This is a genomic window from Metabacillus sp. 113a (assembly GCF_050107635.1).
Lineage (GTDB): Bacteria > Bacillota > Bacilli > Bacillales > Bacillaceae > Metabacillus_B.
On sequence record NZ_JBNILJ010000007.1, the window covers coordinates 43186 to 68618 of the forward strand.

The following is a 25433-nucleotide window of genomic DNA, read 5'->3' on the forward strand; positions in this document are numbered from 1 at the left end:
TCTTATTGTAACCTGTATGTACAGGTTACGATTTCATTATAAACATGTCTGTACACGTTTTCAAGAAAAATGCAAAAAAAAATAAGCAGTTCACTGTCTGCTTATTTTTCCCCTGGATACAGCTGCTCATGCTCTGGTTCAAGATGAATGAGCACTTCCATCTTCTCGAATTGGCTGTGAATGTCCGCTTCAATCCGGTCGCAAAGCTCATGCGCCGATTCTATACTCATTCCGGACGGCACGACGAGGTGGAAATCCACATAATTTTCCGGACCGGCCTGACGTGTTCTGAAATCATGAAATTCAATATACTGATCGCTGTAAGAATTCACAATACGGATAACCTGCTGCTCATCCTCTGCAGAAAGCCGGGCATCCAGAAGCGGCGGAAAGGATTCTCTCATCAGTTTAAAGGCCTCGGTCATAATGTAAATAGCAAGGACAATTCCGATAAGCGGATCGAGGAAATACCAATCTGTCAGACTTACTAGCAGCAAGCTCACCGCAACTCCGAGTGATGTATACACATCCGTGAGCAAATGCAGCGCGTTGGATTTCATTGCTACTGAATTCGTTTTTTTCGCTACATTCCCTACAACCCTTGAAACCACGAGATTAATTGCAGCACCCAGGACCATAACCCCGATTCCAAGAAGAGGAAGATGAACAGGCTCTGGGTGTAACAGCTTGTGTACACATTCATAAATGATCCAGATGCCTGCGACGAAAATGAGCAGCGTTTCAATCGTGCCTGATACATTCTCTACCTTCCCATGTCCATAAGGGTGTTCTTTATCGGCAGGCCGGTTTGACAGCCTGACAGAAAAAAAGGCAATGAGTGAGGCGAGAAGGTCCAGGGACGAATGTATGGCTTCAGAGAGAACCGCTACTGACCCTGTAACGATTCCGACCGCTATTTTTAAAAGAACAATAAATGAATTGCTGATTACAGAAAGAAAAGCAATTTTAGGTGCATTCATCAAGTGACCTCCGTTTTTAATCCTGCTTTATCCTACCAGATCAAATTCGTGTGGGTCTACAGCAACCTTTTTTGAAGGTTACACGAATATGGGAGGTGTGTAAAAAAGTTTTCTGCAGCCAATATTAATGGGTTGTTACAATTTGTAAGATTTCTTAGCATAAAAAATCATACGGATGATGAGGAGGAGACTTTGGATAAATGAGTTTTGGAGCGGATCTGATCCAGTCTCTGACCGCCATCGCTGCTGCTATCGCATCGATTGAATGGGCAGATTCGGCTGCCTCTTCCGGAATCCCGTAAATGCTTTGCCGGGCGAACCAATTTACAACATAGGTTCTTGATTCAGCAGCGTTTTTATACAGGAGTCCGTGCTCTTTTTCACCGTCGTTTAGTCTTGTGAGTAAAGCTGAGCCCGGATGAACCTCAGCCATTTTAAGATTGGTCCCCATCCCCTCCAAAAGAGAAGCTACTTTCAGCCCCCTCACCGTCAAATACACCATCCTGGTCAATGTGGGCGGCATGATGGAGCTGGAGCGCAAACCATGCCTGGCCATTTCTTTCCTGAACCATTTATCAGAAGGCCTGTCCCCTCCGCCGTCATTATATGAAAGCGGAGCATCCAATCCGACAGCGAGTGAAGAACCATCCGTCTTTTCTGCAAGCTCTAAAATATTTGCATCACTCAAACCAGTTTGCAGCTCTTCAAGATGCATGGTTTCCCCCTCCAGCCTGAAAAGGGCGGCGGCTGTATCCTTATGGTTTGATGGACCGGACAAATCAACCCCCATAATAAACATTTTCTGCACCTCCTAATTCGACATGTTTCCCGTGGAACAACCTAAAAAATTCAAATTGTGCGTCCTTTCGCCGGAGGGCGGATCTGCCCGATAAAAAAGACAGATGCACTTAGCGCAATCTGCCTGGTTGGCCCTTTAACCGGCGTTCTATCTTTTGTTTGTAAAGTGCTGATGCAGGTGAAGAGAAAGCATTCCGTTTTTCAAGCAATTTTTCCAGTTCATATTCACGCTTAGAACGTCTTGCTGAAAGCTTTTCCCGCTCTTCGTTATCAGAGGAATTCTTCATGAGGTCATCTATGGTCATAAGTTCCTTCTTCAAATCCGTTTCCGAGAGCATGCCTGCGTTTTTCAGCATTTTGTATGCCATGCGAAGGTTTTCAGGCACACTTGAAAGGTCCTCTAAAACCAGCGGCTTTCCCAATCCATTCAGGTTCTGAAACTCCCCATCTTTAATCGCTCTTTTAATTTTATCCTCGGAAACAATTGCAGAAAAATCCATCCCCAGCTCTCCCCTCTGTTACCTTATTTCATTTATATAATCAGGGTAATCTGTAATCATCCCATCGACTTCCATCTTTTTTAGAAAAGACACTGCCTCTCTGTTTCTTACTGTATAGGGTGTCGTTTTCATTCCAAGAGCGTGGATTTTTTGAACAAGGGCGCGCGAAACCAGCTTTTTGCTGGGATTAAGAAAATGTGCATATTCAGATATATCCCTAAGCATCGCGGAAGAAATTCCAAGCGGACGGAATTTCATCAGGACTCCTATTTTTACATCGGGCAAAATCCGGTGCATGTTCTTCATCGACTCCTGCTCGAAAGACTGGACTACCTTGTCTGCAAGGGGATATTTCGCTAACTCAGCCGCTGTCTGCTGCTCGATCCCCGGATACAAAGAGGGACTTTTCAGTTCAATCAGCATACCAGCCTTCCCGTTGTACCGGTCGAGCACCTGTGAAAAAGTCAAAATGCGCTCCCCTTTAAATTCAGGTGAAAACCAGCTGCCCGCATCCAGTTTTAACAGCTCCGCTGCCTTCCTGTCACGGACCTCACCGCTTCCGTCAGTCGTCCTCTCCACGTTCGTATCATGAATTACGACCAGCACGCCGTCTCTGGAACGCTGCACATCAAACTCTAAATAATCGGCTCCCATTTTTATTCCTAAATCAAAGGATGCTTTCGTATTTTCCGGCGCATACCCTGACGCTCCCCGGTGAGCAATATTCAGCATTCCCGGTACCCCCTCCCATAGGGTTTCTAAGCCATTACAGGACCTGGATTGAACAGACCGGTGCCTGTATCAGCCTGTCCTGCTCTATTTTCATCATAAGATGAATAAGTCGAATAATCAATTCTGTGCGGGTTTACCAACCGATTGCTAAGCTTCCTGCCCGCTGCATATATCAGCCTAAGCGGCTGCGCCCATTCTTCAGCCGTCATATTTCTTATGAGCTTGCCATATGAATTTATAAACTGGCATTGAAGGGGGACAAGTTAGTGAGTATGGAGGAAAAAGCAGCCCGGTACCGGAAGATTTCTTTGCAGATTAAGGAGCTTGAGTCAGAGCAAAACCAGCTTAAAGAAGAGCTGAACGCTTATTTAGATGGCCGTTTCGGGGAAAATCAGAAGGGTAAAATGGAATTGGGAGAGTACGTGGTCCAGCGGCAGATCCGGTCTCTTGAAACCTATGCAGAGGATACCCTCATTGCCAGATTGGAAGCATTGAAGCTTGAAGACTGTATTCGAACAGTGAAGAAGCCGGATAAAGACAAAATCGAGGCTGCCTTAACCCTTGGGCTGGTGTCAGGGGATGACCTTAAAGATTGTATTAAACAAAAAATGTCTAAAGTGCTGATTATTAAAGAAAAATAGGTTTCCTGCCGGGTCTTACGAAGATCCGGCATTTTCGTATACATAAATTATTTTTGAAGGACTTTTCCGGTCTATTTTTCCAGTGTGCCGTGAGTCTTTGTCCTTAAATATGTTTTCAATATAAATCTTTTGGTTTGAATTTCTTCTGATTTGGTTATTTAAACAGTACGCTTTGAGCGAGATTAACTTGAACAGAAGGAGAGAACAACATGAGTGCAGGGAATCTCTGGTTTACACTTTTAACTTGTGCTTTATTTATGGGAATTGTTGCTTGGATTTCATATAAAAAATCCAAAGACAATGTAGGGGATTCCAACGGATATTTTCTTGCCGGAAGAGGCTTGAACGGAACATTCATTGCTGGTTCACTCTTGCTCACGAATTTGTCTGCCGAACAGCTCGTCGGATTGAACGGACAGGCTTACCGCACAAATTTAACGAATATGGCCTGGGAGGTTACAGCTGCCATCCCCATTATTATAATGGCGCTTTACCTATTGCCTAAATACCTGGGCGGAAACTTCACGACCCTTCCCGAATTTTTGAGTAAACGCTTTGATGAAGGCGTTCGATTGTATACAGTTATTTTATTTATGCTCGGCTACATATTGGTTACGAGTCCATCCATGCTTTATTCAGGCGCAATTGCTGTTCTTAAGCTGTTTGATGTTCCAGCCATTTTCGGCATCAGCTATGAACAATCCATCTGGGTGATTGTATGGGGGATTGGGATCATAGGAGCCGTTTATGCGATCTTCGGAGGACTGAAGGCGGTAGCAATCTCGGATACTCTGAACGGAATCGGATTGCTGGTTATCGGTGCCCTCGTCCCAATACTGGGTTTCATCGCACTTGGAGGCGGAAACTTTCTTGACGGCATCAAAGAAATCTCTACGAACCATTCAGAGAAATTGAACGCAATCGGCGGTCCGGAAGATTCAGTGCCATTTGGTACGATTTTTACCGGGATGATCATTGCCAACCTATTCTACTGGGCCTCTAATCAGTACGTCATTCAGCGTACGCTTGGAGCTCAAAACCTGGCTGAAGGGCAAAAAGGAGTAATCATCTCTGGGTTTTATAAGCTTCTGATTCCTCTTTTCATGATGGTACCGGGTGTCATTGTGTTCCATCAGTATGGAAATTCGCTCGAGTCTGTTGACCTTGCTTATCCTACCCTGATTGCAGAGGTACTGCCTACATGGCTTTCCGGTATTTTCCTTGCCGTCCTGCTTGGTGCAGTATTCAGTTCTTTTAACTCTCTATTAAACAGTGCGGCTACGATGCTTGCCCTTGATGTTTATAAAGCCCGTTTCAACCCGAAGGTCAGCGATAAAAAGCTCATCATGGTAAGCCAGTGGTTTGGTACATTCCTTGCACTTGTTACACTGTTTATCGCACCGCTTTTAATGTACGCACCAAACGGACTTTGGGATTTAATCCGTAAATTCACCGGATTTTTCAACGTTCCGATTATCGCTATTGTCTTAATCGGTGTTCTTACAAAATATGTGCCGGCTATCGCATGTAAAGTCATTATCGTCTTTCACGTCATTGCCTATTACATGCTCATCTGGGGAACCGATCAGCTATTCGGCTTTAAATGGGATATCAATTTCATTTACATCTATGCCGTCCTGTTTGCAGCAGAAGTAGCGATCATGCTTATGTTTGGTGTCTGGAAGCCAAGATCCACCCCATATGAATTTAAATCAAGGTCCGCTGTAGACATGGTGCCCTGGAAATATGCACTTTCTACATCCACCTTACTGATTGCTCTCGTTGTGATGACATACATTGTCTTCTCACCGCTTGGCCTGGCTTATGAACAAGCGATTGTGTCTCCTTACTTCTGGCCATCCATGTTTGGAGTAGCCGCCCTTGCCGTCTTCTTTATGGTCTGGTCAGTGAAGTTCTGGAATTCCCGCTATGCAGATTATGTGGCCAAGCAGCAGATGAACATTAAGGATATAAAAAAGAGAGCAAGGCTTGTACCGAAAGTAGAAACAAACTTTGTTAAATATAGAAAACAGGAAGTTTAATGCGTACCCCTTCTGTTCACTAATGCAGAAGGGGGTTTTTTATGAGTTCCTATCCCATGAATTTCTCCTCATTCAAAAAACTCCATATGCTCTTTTTCCTCTCTATAATAATCCAGCCGGTCCTGAAGAGTGCCCGTATGAAATTCAAATTTATGACCATCCGGATCTGTAAAATAGATGGATGTTTTATCTCTTTCATCTCTCGTTCTCCCCGAGAGAATCGTGACACCGAGTTGTTTAAGCTTCTCAAGCATGTTTTCTGCATCTTTTTCTTCTATTGAAAAGGCTGTATGGGTATAGGACAGATGAATGTCTGACCTTGGAATATTTTTTTCTTCATTGAGAGCGAGCCAGATCCCGTTCAAATCGAAATAGGCAGTTGTTTTTCCTTTCATCAATAGCTTTGCGTTTAATACGTTTTCATAGAAAGATATCGATCTCTTCAGATCTGAAACGGAATAAAGCAAATGATTGATTCCCGAAATCTTCATGTCCTTCCCCCTTTTACTTGCAGCATAATTTATTTCTATATAACCGTTCATGTTCCCTTCTTTTCAGGTTATGATTAGGGAGTGACTTTACAGGAATTGGGGATAAGGCCATGAAGATTAAAGAATGGGATTTTAACTTAAAGGTACGGCTTTTCGGGGAAGCGATGATGAATCTTACATTTTGGATGTTCTTTCCTTTCCTTGCTATATATTTTTCTGACGAATTCGGCAAGGAGATGGCCGGACTGTTTTTAATAGCGGCACAGGTATTCTCCGTTTTCGCTAACCTTCTTGGCGGATACAGCGCTGACCGTTTCGGGCGGAAGAAGATGATGGTCCTGTCGGCAGCCGGCCAGGGTATTTCCTTTATCGTTTTTGGAATTGCCGTGGCTCCCGCTGTAGATCTGCCATCACTTGCTTTCGTTTGTTTTGCGCTTGCAGGGGTATTCGGTGCTCTGTACTGGCCTGCGAGTCAGGCTATGATTGCAGACGTCGTCGCTGAGAAGGACCGTAGCGACGTGTTCGCCGTTTTCTATACGTCTCTGAATATAGCGGTTGTGCTTGGACCGATACTTGGAAGCATTTTTTATGTCCATTATAAGGTGCAGCTTCTGGTTGTGGCCGGGCTTGTCTGTTTTCTTGCATCTTTCATCCTGCAGAGGTGGACAAGGGAAACGGCGCCGCTTGTTCTTTCGACTTCTGCAGATCCGGAAAAGTTAAAATGGTATAAAGCGGTCAGCGGGCAAATGAAAGACTATGGAATCATCTTCCGCGACCGCACGTTCCTCCTCTATATCCTGGCGGGAATACTCGCGGCACAGACGTTCATGCAGCTGGATTTGCTCTTTCCTGTTTACATTAAGGAAGTCATCGAAAAGGAGACACTCTTTACCCTTTCGGATTGGACCTTATCTGTGAACGGTGAACAGTCTTTTGGAATGGTTCTGTCTGAAAACGGTCTGCTTGTCGCAGTATTCACCATCTCCATTACCCGGTGGATGACCAAATACAGAGAACGGAACGTTTTTATCCTTTCCTCCATTTTTTATGCCTTTTCCATCCTTTGGTTCGGTCAAATGGCGAGTACAGCCGGTTTTCTCGGTGCAATGGCGCTCTTCACATTTGCTGAGCTGATGACTGCAGGGCTTCAGCAGAGCTTTATTTCAAAAATGGCCCCTGAAGCCATGCGCGGACAGTATTTTGCTGCGGCGAGCCTCCGGTTTACAATCGGAAGAACGATCGCACCTATTTCTATACCGATGACTGTCTGGTTCGGATTTGACCTGACCTTTTTCATCCTCTGCCTGCTTGCGCTGCTGAGCGCCGCTCTATATTATGTCATGTTCCAGCGGTATGACGGCCCATCCGTAAATAGAGCAAAAGTAAGGGCATAGGCTATTAACCGGAACATTGGCATTCTCCTCCATTCTTATATATAGTAGAACGTGAGAAGATATACGGGAGGCTGTTCATTATGCTAAACGAATGGTTTAAGAAAGGCTTAACGAAAGAAGCCTATATTCAAAGAATGAGTGTGCATAAGGAAAACCTGCTTCATATCTACAACAGCTTTCAAATGAAAGAAGAAGACCGAGTGTTTCTGCAGACTCTTCAACAGGAAAACCTTCGTGCAATTATACTGACAGCTGACTGGTGCGGCGATGCGATGATGAACTTGCCGATTCTCATGAGGCTTTCCGGAGAGGCACTTATTGAAACACGCTACCTGAACAGGGACGATAATCTGGAGCTTATGGATCACTATTTAACAAACGGGACAGCCCGCTCTATCCCAATCGTTATTTTGATTAATGAAAATGGAGAAGAGACAGCAAGATGGGGACCGCGTACGGAAACTGTCCAGAATTGGGTAGATGAACAAAAGCAATACCTTCCGGACAAAGAAGCTCCGGAATTTAAAGAATTATTCGCTGTCTTCGCTGAAAATGTATCCAGGCGTTTTACTTCTGACACTGAATTTTGGGCAGACGTTAAAAATGATGTCATTGAAACCATAAAGAATCGCATTCAATAAGGAGGCGGTATCCGTGAAAACGAAACTGCTGGTGCATGGTCATGTTCAAGGAGTCGGTTTCAGGTATTATGCACAGACGAAGGCTATTCAAAGGAATATTAAAGGCTGGGCCAAAAACATGGACAATGGTTCCGTTGAAATTGTGGCAGCCGGCGAAAACCAGCAAGTGGAAGCATTCATTGGTGAAATGGAAAAAGGGAGTCCGCTGGCGAAGGTAGAAGAGATTGAGCAGATTGAATACGAAACGGAAGAAGCGTTCAGCGCATTTGATATTAAATACTAGACGAAAGACTGGTCTGCTATCCTATACATGATAGCAGACCAGTCTTTATTTGGAATAATAAGGAATTATACCCTTCCTTCATTTTCGAAAAATGTGTAGGATGAAATAGGTGCATGTGTTTACTAATCTCCTGCACAGGGTAATTACTATCGGGTTGGATTTATTAAGAAGCCGGGCAGCATGCTGTTGACTAGGAGCCGAAAAAACAGTAAAGTGTTAAAGTTGATTTCATTTTTGTAAATTATGAATGGATTCAGCTGATGCTCTGTAAAAAAACTGTAAGGTTTTCATGTATTTTTTGTTGAGATTTGGTTAAGAATTGGCTGAAGGGGTTTCGTTCGCAGGATTTAAAGATATATATTAGGAAATAAGATTAAAAATTAACTGTTATTGGGAATTTTTAGTTCTTATTCATGTAAATGCAATTCTTCACCTTATGCCTGAACGATTGAGGCAAGGTAAGAAAGAGGAGACTCATGATCAAATTAAAATTAGAGAATCTATTAGCATGGATTAAAGCTTACCATTTAGAGATTGGCGTTGGGCTTTGCTTCCTTCTCCCGCCGGTCGGAATTTTATGGCTTGTTGTTATTGGCTGGAATCACTTGAATCACGTTGTGTACAGGAGAGCTCCTTTTACACTGAATCTGACTTCATTCTTTTTCCTCTGCCTCCTTGTTTCATCAGCGGGAGCGAGCATCGTTCAGCAAAATGGAACTTATTTGCTGATTGTTGCACTGATTGCCGGATATTTAGGATTGTATCTATATATTAAAGAAACCTTAACGCTGGCGTCGTTTCAGCGATATAAACGAATCGTAATTGCAGGCGGGTTCTATTTATTCCTGTCGGGTCTTATGCTAAAGGAACACCCGGTAAACGGTCTGCTCGCCTTTTTAACCGGAACCCAGTTTATTGGCGGCTCGGCAGATAACAGTGAAGCCAGGCTGTTCGGAAGTGCGTACAATCCGAATTTCACCGCCTTCCTGCTGTTGCTGACCTTTGCTTTCGTGATCACCAGCATGCTCGGCCATATGAAAAACAAGGAACATCAGCTGCTCCTTTATCAAATTCCATTAATTCTCGTCATTGCTGCAGCGATCTTCCAAACAGGCTCACGTTCCGGAGTTGCAACGATGTTTATTATGACTTTGTTTTTGGTCATTAAACTTAACCCAAAGCTTGGAATAACCTGTTTAGGAATGCTTTTCGCAGTGAGAGATCAGCTGATTGCCCTCATTCCCCGGACTGAAGTAATCGACCACTCTGCTCTGGCCAGAAAAGAAATATGGCTGAACAGTTTAAGCATCTGGAAGGATAACACTTATTTTGGGACAACACCTCTTGGATTCTATGACTCCTACCTTGAGCTATCAGGGAAAGGTGTACCGCATGCCCATAATATGTTTCTGGCCTTTTTTGCCGAATACGGCACCATTGGAGGCTTAGCATTCCTGCTGCTGGCTGCCGGAATTGCCTTTAAATTTTGCTGCCTGTATTTTATGGAATCTAAAAGAAAACAGCTATTAAACCTATTTATGATTTCCATTCCGATTATTTTCCTTACCGGAATCCTGGATCATCCGCTCGTTTCACCACAAACGGCACTCATTGCCGTCATTCTTCTGGCAAGCTGGGACCGCTACACAGAGCCGGTTCATGTTCTGCAGAAATCGGTTGCCTACATCAAACGGGCATATCTGCGAATCAGCCTGCAGACCGATAATTCACACAACGTATCGAAGACCCAGAAGAATAAAAGCAAATATTAAAAAAAGCTTGCCGCTCTAAGTCGGCAAGTTTTTTTAGTTCCTTCAGGCTTTAATAACACGAGTAAGAGGGCCATACTCTGCAGGCAGGTCAGTTCTGCGCTGCGGCAGGACGCCGCGTCTTTAGCAGAACTTCCTTCGCAAGGCGCCTCTGCTTTTCTTTTTGTCCAGCTCCGGCGCCTAGCCCCTCGAGGTCATAAGCCTCTTCCCCTGCGAAAGGAAAAACACCTTTCTTCGGAGGCCTGCAGGAGGCAGGTCAGTTCTGCGTTGCGGCAGGACGCCGCGTCTTTAGCAGAACTTCCTCCGCAAGGCGCCTCCGCTTTTCTTTTTGTCCAGCTCCGGCGCCTAGCCCCTCGAGGTCATAAGCCTCTTCCCCTGCGAAAGGAAAAACACCTTTCTTCGGTGAAGATTCTTATGCTTGTCGGGGCTGAGCAAGGCGCCTCCGCTTTTCTATTAATAAGGGCTTTTTTGGTAAAAGTAGTTTGGTGTTTTAATTTCATTGTTGTAGTTTTTATGAAAAATATGTGTTGTTGCCGGAGATACAGGCGGGATGAGCCAGGTCCAGTCCCCTGTTACTTCTCTGCCGCTGCTCTCCTCTCTCTCCTCGAACCTTTTAAACTGCGAAGCGGCTGTGTGGTGATCAACGATGCTGACGCCTGCTTCTTTAAAGGAGTGCAGCACAGCTGCATTGAGTTCAACGAGAGCCCGGTCTTTCCAAAGTGTAGAATTAAGCTCTGTGCTGAGCCCCATTATCGATGCCACTTTCGGCAGCATATTGTACCGTCCCTCATCTGCCAGGTTTCTGGCTCCGATTTCTGTTCCCATATACCAGCCGTTAAAAGGAGCGGCTCCATATACAATCCCTCCAATTTCAAGGCTCATATCCGATATGATTGGAACCCCGTACCATTTCAAATACAGATCTTCAATCGCCGGAATTTCGGGGTGCCGTATGGGAACTTCCATAATTAGTGATTCCGGGATGGAGAACATTTTTGGTTTCCCTCCGCCTGCGGAGATGACTAGCGGAAGAACCTCAAAATCTGTTTCCTTCCCTTCCCAGCCGAGCTTTTGGCAAACCTTTGTAAATGGAATGGAGGCCGGGTCTCCGATTCTCCCGCCTGCCTTTTCATATCCTGCATAGCGGATCAGCTGATGATTCCAGATTCGGATTCTGTCATGCTCCTTTATTTTTTGCTTGAAGATGGTGATGACAGGTCTGATTTTACCGCCGTTGGAAGCATATTCGATATGGCGGAAGAGTGCTTCTGCCACTTGCTCCTCTGTCTCAAGGCTGCGCTCATCTATAACATGGAGGGATTGCCAAAACAGCCGGCCTATGCAGCGGTTACTGTTTCGCCATGCCATCCTCGCTCCATATTCCAGTTCTTCCTCAGTGTGTTCATACTCTCCCGTTTTCACAATTTCTTCTTTTATACTGATCAGCCGATTCTCAATTTTATCTTGTTTCTCCAGTTCGTTATAACTGTTATAAATGAATTCCTTTGCCTTCAGGAACAGGTCATTTGCTTCTGTCACAGCTGTCCTCCTATAAGTCATACTAGACTTTTAACCACTTTAACAATAGTAGAAATGATTCACAATGTCCAACAGAACAATCAGGAAAAATCATCCATAAACCTTAGAGGACGGAGCATTCACCCGTTTTACCTCTCCGCATATCGGGTAATTTCGAGAGTGTAACTAAAAAGGAGGCTTTCGAACCATGAGTAATCAGATTACCTATACAAAACATTATATAAACGGTGAATGGGTTGAGGGATCCAGCGAAAAAACAATCCAAAATCAAAATCCATATACTGGAGACCTTCTTCTTGAAATTCGTTCAGCTGATAAGAATGACCTCGACCGGGCCTATACAGCTGCAAAAGATGCCCAGAAGGATTGGGCTGCAACCCTGCCGGGGGAACGTCGTGCAGTTCTTGAGAAGGTCGCACAGCAGCTGAATGACCGCAAAGAGGAAATTATTGACTGGCTTATAAAAGAGTCAGGCAGTACTCGGGTAAAAGCAGAGGCTGAATGGTCTGCAACATTAAATATCGTGAAGGAATCCGCAAGCTTCCCGTACCGGATGGAAGGCAAAATCCTTCCTTCTAATATCCCCGGAAAAGAGAACAGGGTCTACCGCTCACCTAAAGGTGTTGTAGGTGTAATCGGACCGTGGAATTTCCCGCTGCATCTGGCTATGAGATCTGTGGCGCCCGCTCTTGCTGCAGGAAATACGGTTGTTTTGAAGCCATCTTCGGATACTCTTGTTACCTCCGGATTTTTGCTTGCTGATTTATTTGAAAAAGCAGAGCTTCCAAAAGGCGTTTTGAATGTGGTTGCGGGCAGGGGCTCTGAAATTGGTGATGAATTTGTCCTTCATCCGATTCCTAAAGTAATTTCCTTTACAGGTTCAACCGAGGTTGGGCAGCACATTGCTGAGCTCGCAGGGAAGGGCTTGAAGGAAACTGCTCTTGAACTGGGCGGAAACAACGTAATGGTTGTATTGGAGGATGCCGATCTTGATCAGGCGGTGGACGCAGCAATTTTCGGGAAATTCCTTCATCAAGGGCAAATATGTATGGCTCTTAACCGGATCATTGCGGTAGAAGAGATTTATGATGAATTCGCGGAAAAATTTGCAGAGAAAGCCAAAAAGCTTGCTGCAGGAAATCCCGAAGAAGCAAAAACAGCTGTTGGACCATTAATAAACGAGGAAGCATTGGTACGCATACAGAAGGATGTCGAAAAAAGCATTGAGATGGGAGCGAAGACGCTTGTTTCCGGAAAAACAAATGGAAATGTTCTTCACCCAATCGTTCTCGGAGAAGTAACAAGTGATATGCCGATTGCTAAAAATGAAATTTTTGGCCCTGTCGCACCGCTACTTAGAGCAAAAGACGAAGCCGAAGCTATCGAGATTGCCAATAACTCTCCATATGGCTTAAGCGGTTCTGTTTTCTCAGGTGACCTGCACCGCGGTGTGCAAGTTGCAAAAGAAATTGAAACCGGTATGATTCACGTGAACGACCAATCTGTAAATGATGAAGCCCATGTTGCCTTCGGAGGCGAAAAGCACTCCGGCATCGGCCGTTTTGGCGGCGAATGGGCGATTGAGAAATTCACGACGGTTAAATGGATCGGGGTCATGGAAAAACCAAGAGAATTTCCATTCTGATCAACCGAGCCGCTTGATTCCCTAACCTTACCGGATGAGGAAAGCGATGCATGACTTCTACACGGGGAATGCATTATAGCCAATCCATCCCCTTTACCCAGTAAATGTGCTCTAAGCTATTAGCTTAGAGCACATTTTTATTTTCTGTCTTATTTAGGGTCTGATCGGCTGGCAGGGCTGGCAGGCAGGGTGTGCCCGGGCGCTTTCCACTGATGGCGGAAGCAAAACTGCCTCCGGCCCCCACTCTGCTAAAGCACTAAACCTCCGTCCCCGTTCAGAGCAAAGCCTTGCCGTATAAGAGATTCCAGAGTATCCTCTCTGTCCCCGAAAAGAAGAAAAATCGGGGACGGAGGATTCCTCCGTCCCCAATTATGTTAACTAGCCATCCTCTGTCACCAAAACAGCAGAAGCGTTGGGGGAGTAAGGATCATTCTTTTCTGCCTCCGGCCCCTAATGCTTTACCGCAACGGGGGTCGGAGGCACCAAGCAACGCATTTCGTAGCGCCTCCCCCTCTCATACCTCAGGTCGAAGCCGCCACCGCTGAGAAACAGCGCCCCGGCTGCTGACCGAAACCCGGAAGCATCCGAGGCGCACTTGTTAAATCAGCCTCTTAAAGCTTCTTTAACCGTTCAGCCAGCGCTTCAGCAGCCGCTTTTCCTGAAAGAAATGCGCTTTCAAACCTTGTTCTTCCAGCCGGGTCATCTTGGTGCAGAAAAGCATCTCCGGCAATCAGCAAAGGATGCTTGTTTTCAAGCTCGATAAAAGGCTGGTAAATGGGGCGAACCGCTTCCGCAAATCTCCACCTCTTCAGCTGAACCGCTGCAATGTTCTCAGGATGGACGAAGGGTTCCGCCCGTTTAAGGATCTCTGCTATCACCTCTTCTGAAGGCTGGTCGTACCAGTTACGGGACCACTCCCCAGTCATATAAATACTGGCAATCGGCTCAGCAGAAATTCCTTTAAGTGAATGATCCGCTATTCTTTCCAGTCCATCCGGAAGGCTTTGGTCAATATGGCCTTCGTCTCCTATAATAAGTGATTCCTTTAAGGTTACCAGCGCTACAAAGCTTGGATTAAATTTAATGCTTTTTAACCTGTCTCCAGAATCCATCCCGCTTTCCTCCAGCAGCTCGATAGCCTGCGGCGCAGGAGTGGTCATAATCAATGCTTCTGACCGGATTTTCCCGCCTTCCTCAGTAACCAGCACATACCCATTTTCAGCTTCCTGAATACGGATTACCTTTGTTTCGGTTTTCACATCGAATTGTTCTGCGAGCTTTTTGGCGAGACTGTTCATCCCTTCAACCCCTGTGTATCTTGGATATGGGTCCCCGAACCACTTTTTAATCCAGCCTTGCTCAAGCCATAGGGCGGCCTCTTCCTTCAAAGCCTCTGTACGGACCGTGAAAAATTGGGCCCCATGATCTGCCCTGCCTTTTCCGATTCTTCTCGTAGCAAGCCGCCCGCCTGCACTCCGTCCCTTGTCCAGCAGCAAAACATCAGAAAATCCTTGTTCTTTTAACACCTTTGCAGCCGCCAGCCCAGACAGCCCTGCTCCAATAATCACGATTCTCAAACGTCATCCCTCCCTGCTTCCACTTTACCGTTAAAAGCCCGGAGCGGCCAAATTGAATAGGCTCCGAAAAGGTGTATTCTTTGAAGAAGTAAGCGCATGATGATAGGGTAGAAATAGTAGAAGCATATTTTAAGGAGGAATGAGACATGGAAACAACCACTCAAAAACAAATTGAGCTAGCTCAGCGTCCGAATGGAATGCCTGACAAGGATACGTTTCGATTTACAGAGGCAAGCGTGCCGGAACCAAACCAGGGTGAAGTCCTGATCCGCACCCTGTACTTATCGGTGGATCCATACATGAGAGGCCGTATGCAGGATACGAAATCGTATGTTGAACCATTCCCTTTAAATGAGGTCATTCATGGCGGCGCTGTCGGTGAAGTGGTTCAGTCCAAGGCAGACGGCTTCAGCCGCGGCGATACCGTAGTCGGAATGCTGGGCTGGCAGGAGTATTCAGCTGTACCGGCTAAGGCTATTCGTAAAATCGACCCTGATATCGCTCCTGTTACAACTGCCCTGGGAGTGCTCGGCATGCCGGGTCTTACAGCATACTTCGGTCTGCTTCACATCGGCCAGCCTCAGGAAGGCGAGACTGTTGTTGTATCCGGTGCAGCAGGGGCAGTCGGTTCCATTGTTGGACAAATTGCAAAAATTAAAGGAGCACGAGTGGTAGGAATTGCGGGTACAGATGAGAAAACGCAATACCTGAAAGAACTCGGCTTTGATGAAACCATCAACTACAAAACCGATCATGTCGAGCAGGCACTTGAAAAAGCTTGCCCGCATGGAATTGATGTGTATTTTGATAACGTCGGCGGTGAAATTTCGGATGCTGTCTACAGCCAGCTGAATAAATTTGCCCGCGTGCCGATTTGCGGAGCCATTTCTTCTTACAATAAAGCAGGCGAAGATTTGGGCCCCCGGGTTCAAACGAAGCTGATCAGGTCAAGTGCGCTGATGAAAGGCTTTGTTGTAGGAGATTATTCTGACCGGTTTGAAGAAGGCTCACGTCAGCTTGGAGCATGGGTTCAAAATGGAAGCCTGAAATACGAGGAAACCATTGTAGAAGGATTTGAAAATATTCCCGAGGCATTTCTTGGGTTATTTAAAGGCTCCAATCTAGGTAAACAGCTGGTTAAGGTCGCGGACCCGCTTTACGCAAACCTATAATTCGTCCAACCCCCTTTACGCATTCATGCTAAAGGGGGTTTTTTAACTGTGGCGGTCAAATTCTTTATTTCCCCGAGCACCGGCATCGCTTCCATTTCCGCTTGCGTTACTCTGCTCCAAACGATTCCCGTTGGCTTCGCCACAGTTGAACCCGTCTTGCTTATACCTGATTCTGTGGCGATCCAGTCTGCGGTCAAGTCAAATTCTTCAACCGGAATAGGATCCTCCACTATCTGTCTGCTGTGGACGGTGGTGATGACGGGAACTTCCCGATTGCCCAGCTCCCGGATGATTGCATATTCCCTGTCGGCATATCCCTCTCCTTTGCCAAGACGCCTGCCGTCCTGCGTCATCGCAACCGAACCAACCACAATCAGGTCAATGGGCGGCAATTCGGATAGGGGAAGAAGCTGGCCGTATTCTTTTATATGACTCAGGCTTGCAGCTCTCCTTTCCTCTCCGGCAGGCACCCATTCCGGCTTTACCTGGATGAAACCTGCTTTCAATCTCGGGGTTGGGACGAGAAGAATTTTCCCGTCCTTCAGCACCTGCGCCCTTAGCGGCAGCTGGGGAGCATCAGGGTTGACCTTGACTGTTTTTGCATCTTTATATTCCTTCATTTCGATGACAAAGGATGCAGCTTGTTCAGCCCCCTTAAAGTTTGGAATTCTTCCTTTAAGCGGAAACGGGAACCGGCCGAGTTTTTCATCCTCCAGCCTATTCCATACTTTTTCCCGTATTTCATTTTTCTTTGTCATTGTTACGCATCTCCTAATCTGGATTTTTTCAGAAATCGCTCTTATTCGGGATGAGCCAGGCCCAGTCCGCTAAATTTCTTTCCTCCGGGCAATTTTTCCCGGGAAATAATCAAATAGTGCCGGGATTCTGCTTTGTTTTTCCCCAAATTCTATCTTTTTTTCCTTCCGCCTCTCCCTTTCGCATATCATGAGGTTTCGTTATAATCGGAGGGAGAGTAAAAAAATAGAATCCACTGAATTTAAGGCTTTGTTTAACACCTGTTGATTGGAGTGGAAGGCATGAGACTCCGTGCTAGGAGCAGCGGGAAAGGTCAGACCCCGCAGGCGCAAAACGGCGGGGAGGCTCACCGCCCTTATATTAGCGAATGCCTGCTAACTGCAATCAACAGCTGAGTTTAACAGAGCTTAATATAAAAGGAAAAGGTGTATGCGATGAGTGTATTATCAGTAAAAAACCTCAGCCATGGTTTTGGCGACCGGGCTATCTTCAATGATGTATCCTTCCGGCTGCTAAAGGGTGAACATATCGGATTGATCGGTGCTAACGGGGAAGGAAAGTCCACCTTCATGAATATTATTACCGGAAAGCTCGAACCGGATGAGGGCAAAGTCGAATGGTCAAAAAAAGTGCGAGTCGGATATCTTGATCAGCACACAAACCTGGAGAACGGACAGACAATGCGTAAAGTGCTGCAGGGCGCATTCCAGTACTTGTTTGATATAGAGGCTGAAATGAACAGCATCTATGATAAGATGGGCAGCGCCTCTCCGGAAGAGCTGGAAAAGCTTCTTGAGGAGGTAGGTGTTCTTCAGGATACGTTAACGAACAATGATTTCTACATCATTGATTCAAAAGTTGAAGAGGTCGCACGCGGTCTCGGACTGACCGATATCGGGCTTGAGCGAAATGTTCAGGATCTGAGCGGCGGACAGCGGACAAAGGTCCTGCTCGCCAAGCTTTTATTAGAAAAACCGGACATTCTCTTATTGGATGAGCCTACAAACTACCTGGATGAGCAGCACATTGAGTGGCTGAAGCGGTATCTTCAGGAATACGAGAATGCCTTTATTCTAATATCTCATGACATTCCCTTTTTAAATAGTGTAATCAATTTGATTTATCATATGGAAAACCAGGAATTGAACCGCTATGTCGGCGATTATGAGAATTTCCAAAAAGTCTATGAAGTAAAAAAACAGCAGCTGGAATCCGCCTTTAAAAAGCAGCAGGCTGAAATTGCGGATCTCAAGGACTTTGTCGCCCGCAACAAGGCACGTGTTTCTACAAGGAATATGGCAATGTCCCGCCAGAAGAAGCTTGATAAAATGGATGTCATCGAACTCGCTGCCGAAAAGCCAAAGCCTCAATTTCATTTCAAAGAATCCCGTGCCGCGGGCAGGGTCATTTTTGAAACGAAGGATTTAGTGATCGGGTATAACGAGCCTCTCTCAAGGCCTCTGAAATTGAGAATGGAACGGGGCCAGAAGATTGCCCTTGTCGGAGCAAACGGAATCGGGAAAACCACCTTGCTCCGCAGCATATTAGGTGAAATTAAACCGATTGGCGGCGAAGTGGAGCGCGGGGATTACCTTCAAATCGGCTACTTCGAGCAGGAGATCAAGACGAGCAATTACAATACGTGTATAGAGGAAGTGTGGAATGAATTCCCTTCCCTTAACCAGGCAGAGGTTCGTGCCGCCCTGGCAAAATGCGGGCTTACTACTAAACACATCGAAAGCAAGATTGAAGTGCTAAGCGGAGGAGAGAAAGCGAAGGTACGCTTCTGCAAGCTGATGAATAATGAAAGCAACCTGCTCGTACTGGATGAGCCGACCAATCATTTGGACATCGATGCTAAGGAAGAGCTGAAACGGGCTCTGAACGCATACAAAGGAAGCATTTTGATGATTTCTCATGAGCCTGAATTCTATCAAGGGCTGGCGACAGAAGTATGGAATTGTGAAGACTGGACCACAAAGGTGTTTTAATGTCGTGCAAGCTACAGGCTCAATGAAACTACCTAATATAAAGGAGACCCTGTCCGGTCTCCTTTTATAATTCTCCCTTTTTCATCATTTTTTTCACATCGCGTGCTCTGTTTAAAATCTGCTCTTTTTCTTCCTCGTCCAATTTCCCGAGATTTTTATAGTTAAATTTCATCCGCATATTGCCAGAAAGCTTTTCCTCATGCCGGCTCAGAAAGTCATAGTAAAGGGAATTGAACGGGCAGGCATCCTCCCCGGATTTCTTTTTAACGCTATAGCGGCAGCTTCCGCAGTAATCACTCATCTTATTGATGTAGTTTCCTGACGAAACATAAGGCTTTGTAGAAATTAATCCATCGTCTGCGTAAAGGGCCATTCCGAGAACGTTCGGCAGGACTACCCAGTCATATGCGTCAATGTATACCTCATTGAACCAGTCCGAAACCTGCTTTGGTTTTATTCCTGCAAGATTTGCAAAGTTCCCAAGAACCATCAGCCTCTGAATATGGTGGCTGTAGCCATTATTCTGTATGCTTTTTACAGATTGATGGACGCAATTCATGTTTGTCTCCCCATCCCAATAAAACTCAGGCAGCGGAAGCTGGTGCCGCAGGGCGTTACCCTTTTCATAGCCGGGCATTTTTTTCAAATAGACAGCCCGCATGTATTCCCGCCAGCCAAGAACCTGTCTGATAAACCCTTCCACAGCGGCAAGCGGCGCATCCCCATCACGGAAGGCCTTTTCTGCACGTTCGATCACTTTCATCGGCTGAAGGAGTCCGATATTAAGAGAGCCTGATATCAGAGAATGGGACATAAACGGATCATCTTCCAACATTGCATCCTGATAGTCTCCAAATGTCTTAAGTCTATATTTTACAAAATGCTCGAATGCCTCTTCTGCCTTTTTTCTGGTGACAGGCCAGTCAAATCCATCAAGTGTTCCAAAATGGTCTTTATAGGTATCTTCCACTTTTCGGATCACATCTTTTGTGATTTGATCCTGCCTGGTGGATTTAGGCTTTTTAAAATTCAGTCCTTTTTTCGGAGGCTTGCGATTTTCCTGGTCATAGCTCCATTTCCCGCCCTCAGGATTATCACCGTCCATCAATACGTTAAACCGTTTCCTGAGCTCGCGGTATATGGGATCCAGCCTCCACTCCTTTTCACGATCGAGCAAGCTGTCCCAGTCCTTCTCCTTTGTTAAAAAAAGAGCTTCCTCTTCTAAAAAGGCAACGTCAGTCTTCTGATCGTTTTTCCACTTTTTCAGTATTTTTCTCATCCGATGATCGGCAGGGAGATGAATAATTACCTCATCCGGTTCATGCTGACTTTTATGCTCTTCCCAGCCCTTTTCAAAGGATTCAGATTCCCGATAATCCACCTTATAGCCTTTATCGCGGAGCTCCTCCGCAAAATGCCTCATCGCAGAAAAAAGAAGAACAAGCTTCTGTTTGTGGTAGTTTTGCCATTGACTGCGCGAGTCTGCTTCAATCATTAAGATGATGTCCTCCTCAGGATTCATCTGTTTAATACCCTCCATCTCCGGCGTCAGCTGGTGGCCAAATATCCAGATTGTTTTCATAGATTGTCCCTCCTGTCTTCAACCCCATTCCTGCTTGAAGGAGCTTTGAAACGGAAATAAGCATATTGGAGGGAAGGAAAAATTTTTCTTTACTCATTTGCTCACACCTATTAAAATAAAACAGCCGAGGGGGTGCAGCAATTGGATAAGATCGCTTTTCTTCTGGCTGCAATGCTCGTATTCTTAACGGCTTGCAGCTCTGAACAAAAAGAAATTGAAGCTTATATGGATTTAGTTACAAAGTGGAACACCGAGGAGTTTGAAATCATCAAAGATTATGAGGAAGCTTATTCGGATGAAACGACCACAAAGAAGGAATATTTGGAGATTCTAGACAAAACGCTCAGCCGCTACCCGGATTTTCTTAAAACGGCCGAAGCCTATCGTCCACAAACAGAACAGCTTCAGACGCTCCATGCCATATATACAGATTCATTAAGGAATTATTATGAATCCATGGTGCTTGACCGCGCTTACGGGAAACCAGATCAAGAAGATCAGGCGGAAATGGATAAAAAGTTCAGTTCCTATCTTGAGGAATCGGCCATGCTGGCTGAAAAATTTGAATCTGAGCTTGAAAAAACAGCTTCTATGTACAATATTGAGCTGGAGTGGGAAGAAATCCAGTAAACGCAAAAACCATTGGTTAAACTGAAATCACAGATGCAGCGAAACTGGATTCCTCCTCACTTACTTCATATTCTTTATCTTATTCAAACATTGAGATTTCAGGGTCTAGATCACAACAGTGAACAAGCATAGCATGCAATTGTCCCCTATGGTGATAAACGTGTGCGGCTATCTCTAATAGCCATTCATATCTCGTATAAGTCAAACCCCAATACGCAGTCGTTTCCGCTAAAAGTTCTTCATCGGACAGATTCATATAATTATTTTTTAATGCTTTAAAATTCGCAGTTAAACCTTCTTTTATCAAATTCAACGTTTTATACGATACCCCAGAATAGAACCGTTTCATCTCCTCTTCTGTTGCTTCATTGGAAATATGCCAGTCGGCTTCACAAATTACAGCTATGTGCTCCAGCAATTCTCCTATTGATTGCTTGCCTGCGGTAGGTCTCTTATGCAGATCTTCTTCATGCAATTTTCCTAGGATTTCAGTAATTGAATGGACAGCAAATTCAGTTTGATGCAATACACTTTTACAATTCACTCCCGTTGCCCCTCCACTGAATTTCATCAAAACCCTATAGGTCAGCCGCAGCTGGCTGAATCTCTTCATCAAGCTCATCTGCAATGAATAGTACATGTTTCAGAATGTTAAAAAAGCAGTCCTCTTCTGTTTTGAATGGGACTGCTTTTTGGCTTATTCATTTGCACCTTAATCATCCATCGGGTTTCATAAAATCTGGACAAAGCTTCCATTCCCATCAATAGGTGTATATTATACAAGATAGGTTTTAATCGCCTTCGGAAGAGTACTGACAGATGGAGCGTCCAGTTCCTCTCCGGATTGATTCATTGCTTTTACGTGGGCAGGCGTCAACCCGGTAAATACAGGTTCAACCCCCATCAGTCTGAATTCCGCAAAGAGCTTTCCCAGTTCTTTTATTCCGTTTTCAGTAAGTGAACCGATCCCGTGAAAATCAAGAATGGCATGTTCGAAATCCTCTTCAAAAAGATTGTTCAGCAGCCTTGACCGGTTTCTTATGATTAAGTCCGCCTCCAGATTCCCAAACAGCGGGATCAGCACCAGCTTGGGCGACAATGTGATGGCAGGACCGGAGAGCTCGGTGATTTTATCCAGCGATTTTTCTAATGCTTCCTTTTGAAACAGCAGCTCCATATCCGTTTCCGCGAGCCGCTTTTGCTGTTCGCTCACTTTTGAAACAAGTTCCTTCATATGAAGGTCCTGCGGGTGGCAAATGATGTGGCCTTCTCCGTCGACCCAATTAACCGAGAGCCTGAACGTTGCTACCGGCTCACGCAAGGTTTGAAGAGCGACCTCCGCCTCCTTCTTCCCGTAGCCCGTTAACAATTTTTCTGCTTTTACACGGCTTCCATCGTCAGCAAGGTCCAGGAACAAGGTGCCTTCTTTGAACGAAAAAAGATTCCTTGCTTCATGAGAGAAGTCAAGGATCTCAAGCTGGCGGTTTATTTTAAAGTAGACTATAGGCAAATGACTGCTATTTGACAACTCGTTTTCCTCCAGCGTGTTCCAACTGGAACCATTCTGACAGCATTGTTAATGAAGGGATGAACTTTGTCCTTTCAGAACCGTACTGAGTGAAATCATGAGTAGCCAGGAGCCGTCCGCCAAGTAAAACCGCAGGCTTTGTGCGGATGGATTCCAGTCTGTGAATGTATTCTTTAAGAAGCCCGACCCTGTAGTTCAGACTGAAAGAGATTCCGATCACATCCGGTTCCCATTTTTCTGCAGCCGAAAGCGCATATTCCAGAGGAAGATTAGGACCTAAAAACTTCGTGTCCCATCCATTTTCTTCAAAAAGAATATGGACCATTTTCAAACCAATAAAATGGTCCTCCTCCTGTACACATAAAAACAGTGCCTTGGACTGTTCATCTGATTTTGGTTTTTTTTCTCTCATGTAGTGCTGATATTTCGATAATATATAATCGCATGTAGATGTAGCCAAATGCTCATCTGCAACTGTAACTTCGTTATTTTCCCAAAGCACCCCTACATGACGCATTGCATTGGTAAAGAATTTCTCGAATAGATCAAGAGTGGAAGTCCCTGCGTCCATTTGGTGCTGGACCATTTCCCATACAGCTTCATGGTCTCCCTCAAGAAGTCTGTAAGCCATTTTTTCAGGAGTTTTCATCGTCTCACCCCTTGCTGGTAGATTCTCTGTCTCCTACCCTACCATCTTTTCTTCAATTGCACGAATAAAAGAGGCTGGTAAATATATCAACGTCTTTATAAGATGATACCATTTATATAGAAAAAACTGAATGTATACCTTTTGGCAAAGAGATTATGATGGTTTAATTGGATTTGGATTGCTCGATTTCCTCCAGAATCAGGGACAGCTCCGTCCAGCGGTCCATAGAATATTCCAGCTTCTCCTCCGCGGATTTTTGCTCTTCCATCAGCTTTTGTATTTTGCCGAAATCACTGCCTGCTTGATCAATGCTCTTCCGGATGTCTGAAAGCTTCTCTTCGAGTTCCGCAATCTGATCTTCAAGCCCGTCCCACTCCTGCTGCTCTTTATAGGAAAGCTTTTTCCGGGAAGTTTTAGCAGAATGTACGGGCTCAGATGGCTTTGCCTCTTTTTTTACGGCTGGCTGCTGCTTTCGTTCTTCCATGTATTCTGAATAGTTTCCAAAAAACTTTTCAATTTCTCCTTGTCCTTTAAATACAAACAGCTGGTCAATGACGCGGTCAAGAAAATACCTGTCATGGGATACGGTGATGACGACTCCGGGAAAATGATCTAAATACTCCTCGAGAACTCCAAGTGTCTGGGTATCCAGGTCATTCGTCGGCTCATCCAGGAATAAAACGTTCGGCTCCTGCATCAGGACCGTCAAAAGATACAGGCGTCTCCGCTCTCCCCCGGAAAGCTTGCGGATATATGTGTACTGCATGGACCTCGGAAATAAGAAACGTTCCAGCATTTGCTCTGCTGTAATAGCCGTCCCATCTGCCGTATGAACAATTTCCGCTGTTTCCTTAATGTAATCAATCATCCGCAGGTTTTCATCCATGTCTGAATGATCCTGTGTATAATAACCGATCTTTACGGTTTCCCCCGTTTCAATCATCCCGCTGTCCGGCTTTATTTTTCCGGCCAGCATATTTAAAAGGGTGGTCTTTCCGGTTCCGTTTGGTCCGATTAGGCCGAGTCTGTCCCCCGGTACGACGAGATAGCTGAAATCCCGGACAAGCCGCTGATCTCCGAAGCTTTTGCTTACATCCGTAAGCTCGATGACTTTCTTGCCGAGTCTGGTGCTTCCAAGAGCAAATTGAAGGTCATGCCTGGATGTATCAAACTTCTGGCCTTTCATTTCCTCTACCCGCTGGACGCGTGCCTTTTGCTTCGTCGTTCTTGCTTTCGCTCCTCTTCGAAGCCAGGCAAGCTCGCGTCTGAGGGTGTTTTGATGCTTTTGTTCACTCTGCGCTTCCTGTTCTTCCCGCTCAGCCTTTTTTTCCAAAAACATTTCATAGTTTCCTTCATATATAAAGAGCTTCCCTTTATCCAGCTCAAATATTTGGCTCGTCACGCGGTTGAGAAAATACCGGTCATGCGTCACGACGATAAATGACCCTTTATATTGACCGAGGAATGCTTCCAGCCATTCAATGGTATCCTGGTCAAGATGGTTAGTGGGCTCATCAAGAATAAGCAGATTGGCTGGCTGGATCAATGCCTTTGCAATCGCAACCCGCTTTTTTTGCCCGCCAGACAGCTCTTTGATTTTTCGTGAATAATCGGAAATCCCCAATCGGGTCAGGACGGTTTTAGCTGTGGTGATCGCATCCCACGCATTTAGCCCATCCACTGTTTGCTGCACTTTCATCAGTTCAGACTGATAAGCTTCGTTTTCGGGATGGCTTTCAAGCAGCACGAGAGCTTTTTCATAGTCCCTCATCCCCTTCATGATCGCCGCGTCCCCCTGATAAATCTGATCCAGAACGCTTAGCTCTTCATTCAGCTCCGGCGTTTGGGGCAAATATTCGATATGAAACTGATTGGCATGGAGCATGGTACCGGATTCAGCGGTTTCCAACCCCGCCAGGTATTTGAGAAGCGTCGATTTTCCAGTACCGTTTACTCCAATCAGACCAATTCTCTGCTTTTCTGAAATGGAAAAAGAAAGGTGGTCAAACAGCACCTTTTCTCCATATGTCTTATAAAGATTTTCAACTGATAACATGCTCATATCCGATCAACCTTTAGTTTTTATTGGAATC

At 45.3% G+C, this 25433-nt stretch carries 23 protein-coding genes; 10 read left to right on the plus strand and 13 right to left on the minus strand.

Going from position 1 to position 25433, the window contains the following annotated elements; all coding sequences use genetic code 11:
* Nucleotides 1–101 precede the first annotated feature (101 nt).
* The 4 genes from ACQCVE_RS12285 to ACQCVE_RS12300 form a co-directional block, all read right to left on the minus strand.
* Nucleotides 102–980 (minus strand): cation diffusion facilitator family transporter, encoded by an 879-nt coding sequence (locus ACQCVE_RS12285; protein ID WP_426863003.1) that lies wholly within the window; start codon nt 978–980, stop codon nt 102–104.
* A 154-nt stretch (nt 981–1134) separates the two neighbouring features.
* Nucleotides 1135–1779, minus strand: coding sequence for a DUF429 domain-containing protein (locus tag ACQCVE_RS12290; RefSeq protein WP_426844721.1), 645 nt, complete (start codon nt 1777–1779; stop codon nt 1135–1137).
* Between the two features lie 109 nt (nt 1780–1888).
* A complete protein-coding gene (locus ACQCVE_RS12295; protein ID WP_426844722.1) occupies nt 1889–2278 on the minus strand; it encodes a DUF1992 domain-containing protein in 390 nt (129 codons plus the stop codon).
* An 18-nt stretch (nt 2279–2296) separates the two neighbouring features.
* Nucleotides 2297–3010: a glycerophosphodiester phosphodiesterase gene (locus ACQCVE_RS12300; RefSeq protein ID WP_426863004.1), complete on the minus strand. Its 714-nt coding sequence runs from the start codon at nt 3008–3010 to the stop codon at nt 2297–2299.
* 266 nt (nt 3011–3276) lie between these two features.
* Here ACQCVE_RS12300 and ACQCVE_RS12305 point away from each other — a divergent pair, with 266 nt between their 5' ends.
* Together ACQCVE_RS12305 and ACQCVE_RS12310 are read left to right on the plus strand one after the other, a co-directional pair.
* Entirely contained in the window at nt 3277–3651 is a 375-nt protein-coding gene (locus tag ACQCVE_RS12305; RefSeq protein WP_426844724.1) for a hypothetical protein, read from the plus strand.
* Nucleotides 3652–3860: 209 nt separating this feature from the next.
* The gene (locus ACQCVE_RS12310; RefSeq protein WP_426844725.1) at nt 3861–5693 is read left to right on the plus strand and encodes a solute:sodium symporter family transporter; all 1833 of its coding nucleotides are present in this window, start codon (nt 3861–3863) and stop codon (nt 5691–5693) included.
* 68 nt (nt 5694–5761) lie between these two features.
* On the opposite strand, the gene fosB is transcribed toward ACQCVE_RS12310, so the two are convergent.
* A complete protein-coding gene (gene fosB, locus ACQCVE_RS12315) occupies nt 5762–6184 on the minus strand; it encodes a metallothiol transferase FosB (protein ID WP_426844726.1) in 423 nt (140 codons plus the stop codon).
* A 110-nt stretch (nt 6185–6294) separates the two neighbouring features.
* Between fosB and ACQCVE_RS12320 the strand changes: the two genes are divergently transcribed.
* The 4 genes from ACQCVE_RS12320 to ACQCVE_RS12335 all read left to right on the plus strand — a co-directional run bounded on the left by ACQCVE_RS12320 (nt 6295) and on the right by ACQCVE_RS12335 (nt 10274).
* Nucleotides 6295–7578 (plus strand): MDR family MFS transporter, encoded by a 1284-nt coding sequence (locus ACQCVE_RS12320; RefSeq protein WP_426844727.1) that lies wholly within the window; start codon nt 6295–6297, stop codon nt 7576–7578.
* Nucleotides 7579–7658: 80 nt separating this feature from the next.
* Nucleotides 7659–8219 (plus strand): thioredoxin family protein, encoded by a 561-nt coding sequence (locus tag ACQCVE_RS12325; protein ID WP_426844728.1) that lies wholly within the window; start codon nt 7659–7661, stop codon nt 8217–8219.
* A 13-nt stretch (nt 8220–8232) separates the two neighbouring features.
* Nucleotides 8233–8502, plus strand: a complete 270-nt coding sequence (gene yccX, locus ACQCVE_RS12330; RefSeq protein ID WP_426844729.1) for an acylphosphatase — start codon at nt 8233–8235, stop codon at nt 8500–8502.
* A 476-nt stretch (nt 8503–8978) separates the two neighbouring features.
* Nucleotides 8979–10274 (plus strand): O-antigen ligase family protein, encoded by a 1296-nt coding sequence (locus tag ACQCVE_RS12335; protein ID WP_426863005.1) that lies wholly within the window; start codon nt 8979–8981, stop codon nt 10272–10274.
* Between the two features lie 450 nt (nt 10275–10724).
* Here ACQCVE_RS12335 and ACQCVE_RS12340 read toward each other — a convergent pair whose 3' ends face one another.
* Nucleotides 10725–11831, minus strand: coding sequence for a nitric oxide synthase oxygenase (locus tag ACQCVE_RS12340; protein ID WP_426844731.1), 1107 nt, complete (start codon nt 11829–11831; stop codon nt 10725–10727).
* Between the two features lie 166 nt (nt 11832–11997).
* Here ACQCVE_RS12340 and ACQCVE_RS12345 point away from each other — a divergent pair, with 166 nt between their 5' ends.
* Nucleotides 11998–13455 carry an aldehyde dehydrogenase family protein gene (locus ACQCVE_RS12345; protein WP_426844732.1) on the plus strand — a complete coding sequence of 486 codons (1458 nt, stop codon included), beginning with the start codon at nt 11998–12000 and terminating at the stop codon, nt 13453–13455.
* Nucleotides 13456–14066: 611 nt separating this feature from the next.
* Here ACQCVE_RS12345 and ACQCVE_RS12350 read toward each other — a convergent pair.
* Nucleotides 14067–15023 carry an NAD(P)/FAD-dependent oxidoreductase gene (locus ACQCVE_RS12350; protein ID WP_426863034.1) on the minus strand — a complete coding sequence of 319 codons (957 nt, stop codon included), beginning with the start codon at nt 15021–15023 and terminating at the stop codon, nt 14067–14069.
* 155 nt (nt 15024–15178) lie between these two features.
* Here ACQCVE_RS12350 and ACQCVE_RS12355 point away from each other — a divergent pair, with 155 nt between their 5' ends.
* On the plus strand, nt 15179–16204 hold the full coding sequence (locus ACQCVE_RS12355) for an NADP-dependent oxidoreductase (RefSeq protein ID WP_426844733.1): 1026 nt from the start codon (nt 15179–15181) through the stop codon (nt 16202–16204).
* A 23-nt stretch (nt 16205–16227) separates the two neighbouring features.
* Here the strand turns inward: ACQCVE_RS12355 and ACQCVE_RS12360 are convergent, their stop codons facing one another.
* Nucleotides 16228–16962, minus strand: coding sequence for a 5-formyltetrahydrofolate cyclo-ligase (locus ACQCVE_RS12360; protein WP_426844734.1), 735 nt, complete (start codon nt 16960–16962; stop codon nt 16228–16230).
* Between the two features lie 432 nt (nt 16963–17394).
* Between ACQCVE_RS12360 and ACQCVE_RS12365 the strand changes: the two genes are divergently transcribed.
* Entirely contained in the window at nt 17395–18951 is a 1557-nt protein-coding gene (locus ACQCVE_RS12365; RefSeq protein ID WP_426863006.1) for an ABC-F family ATP-binding cassette domain-containing protein, read from the plus strand.
* A 64-nt stretch (nt 18952–19015) separates the two neighbouring features.
* On the opposite strand, the gene ACQCVE_RS12370 is transcribed toward ACQCVE_RS12365, so the two are convergent.
* Entirely contained in the window at nt 19016–20533 is a 1518-nt protein-coding gene (locus ACQCVE_RS12370; RefSeq protein WP_426863007.1) for a cryptochrome/photolyase family protein, read from the minus strand.
* 141 nt (nt 20534–20674) lie between these two features.
* Here ACQCVE_RS12370 and ACQCVE_RS12375 point away from each other — a divergent pair, with 141 nt between their 5' ends.
* Nucleotides 20675–21163, plus strand: coding sequence for a hypothetical protein (locus ACQCVE_RS12375; RefSeq protein ID WP_426844737.1), 489 nt, complete (start codon nt 20675–20677; stop codon nt 21161–21163).
* Nucleotides 21164–21242: 79 nt separating this feature from the next.
* Here the strand turns inward: ACQCVE_RS12375 and ACQCVE_RS12380 are convergent, their stop codons facing one another.
* The 4 genes from ACQCVE_RS12380 to ACQCVE_RS12395 all read right to left on the minus strand — a co-directional run bounded on the left by ACQCVE_RS12380 (nt 21243) and on the right by ACQCVE_RS12395 (nt 25402).
* Nucleotides 21243–21707: a DinB family protein gene (locus tag ACQCVE_RS12380; protein ID WP_426863035.1), complete on the minus strand. Its 465-nt coding sequence runs from the start codon at nt 21705–21707 to the stop codon at nt 21243–21245.
* 231 nt (nt 21708–21938) lie between these two features.
* Nucleotides 21939–22691 (minus strand): STAS domain-containing protein, encoded by a 753-nt coding sequence (locus tag ACQCVE_RS12385; RefSeq protein ID WP_426844738.1) that lies wholly within the window; start codon nt 22689–22691, stop codon nt 21939–21941.
* Entirely contained in the window at nt 22681–23340 is a 660-nt protein-coding gene (locus ACQCVE_RS12390) for a cobalamin B12-binding domain-containing protein (RefSeq protein WP_426844739.1), read from the minus strand. The genes ACQCVE_RS12385 and ACQCVE_RS12390 overlap by 11 nt, the downstream gene beginning before the upstream one ends.
* 163 nt (nt 23341–23503) lie before the next feature.
* A complete protein-coding gene (locus tag ACQCVE_RS12395; protein ID WP_426863008.1) occupies nt 23504–25402 on the minus strand; it encodes an ABC-F family ATP-binding cassette domain-containing protein in 1899 nt (632 codons plus the stop codon).
* Nucleotides 25403–25433: the final 31 nt, after the last annotated feature.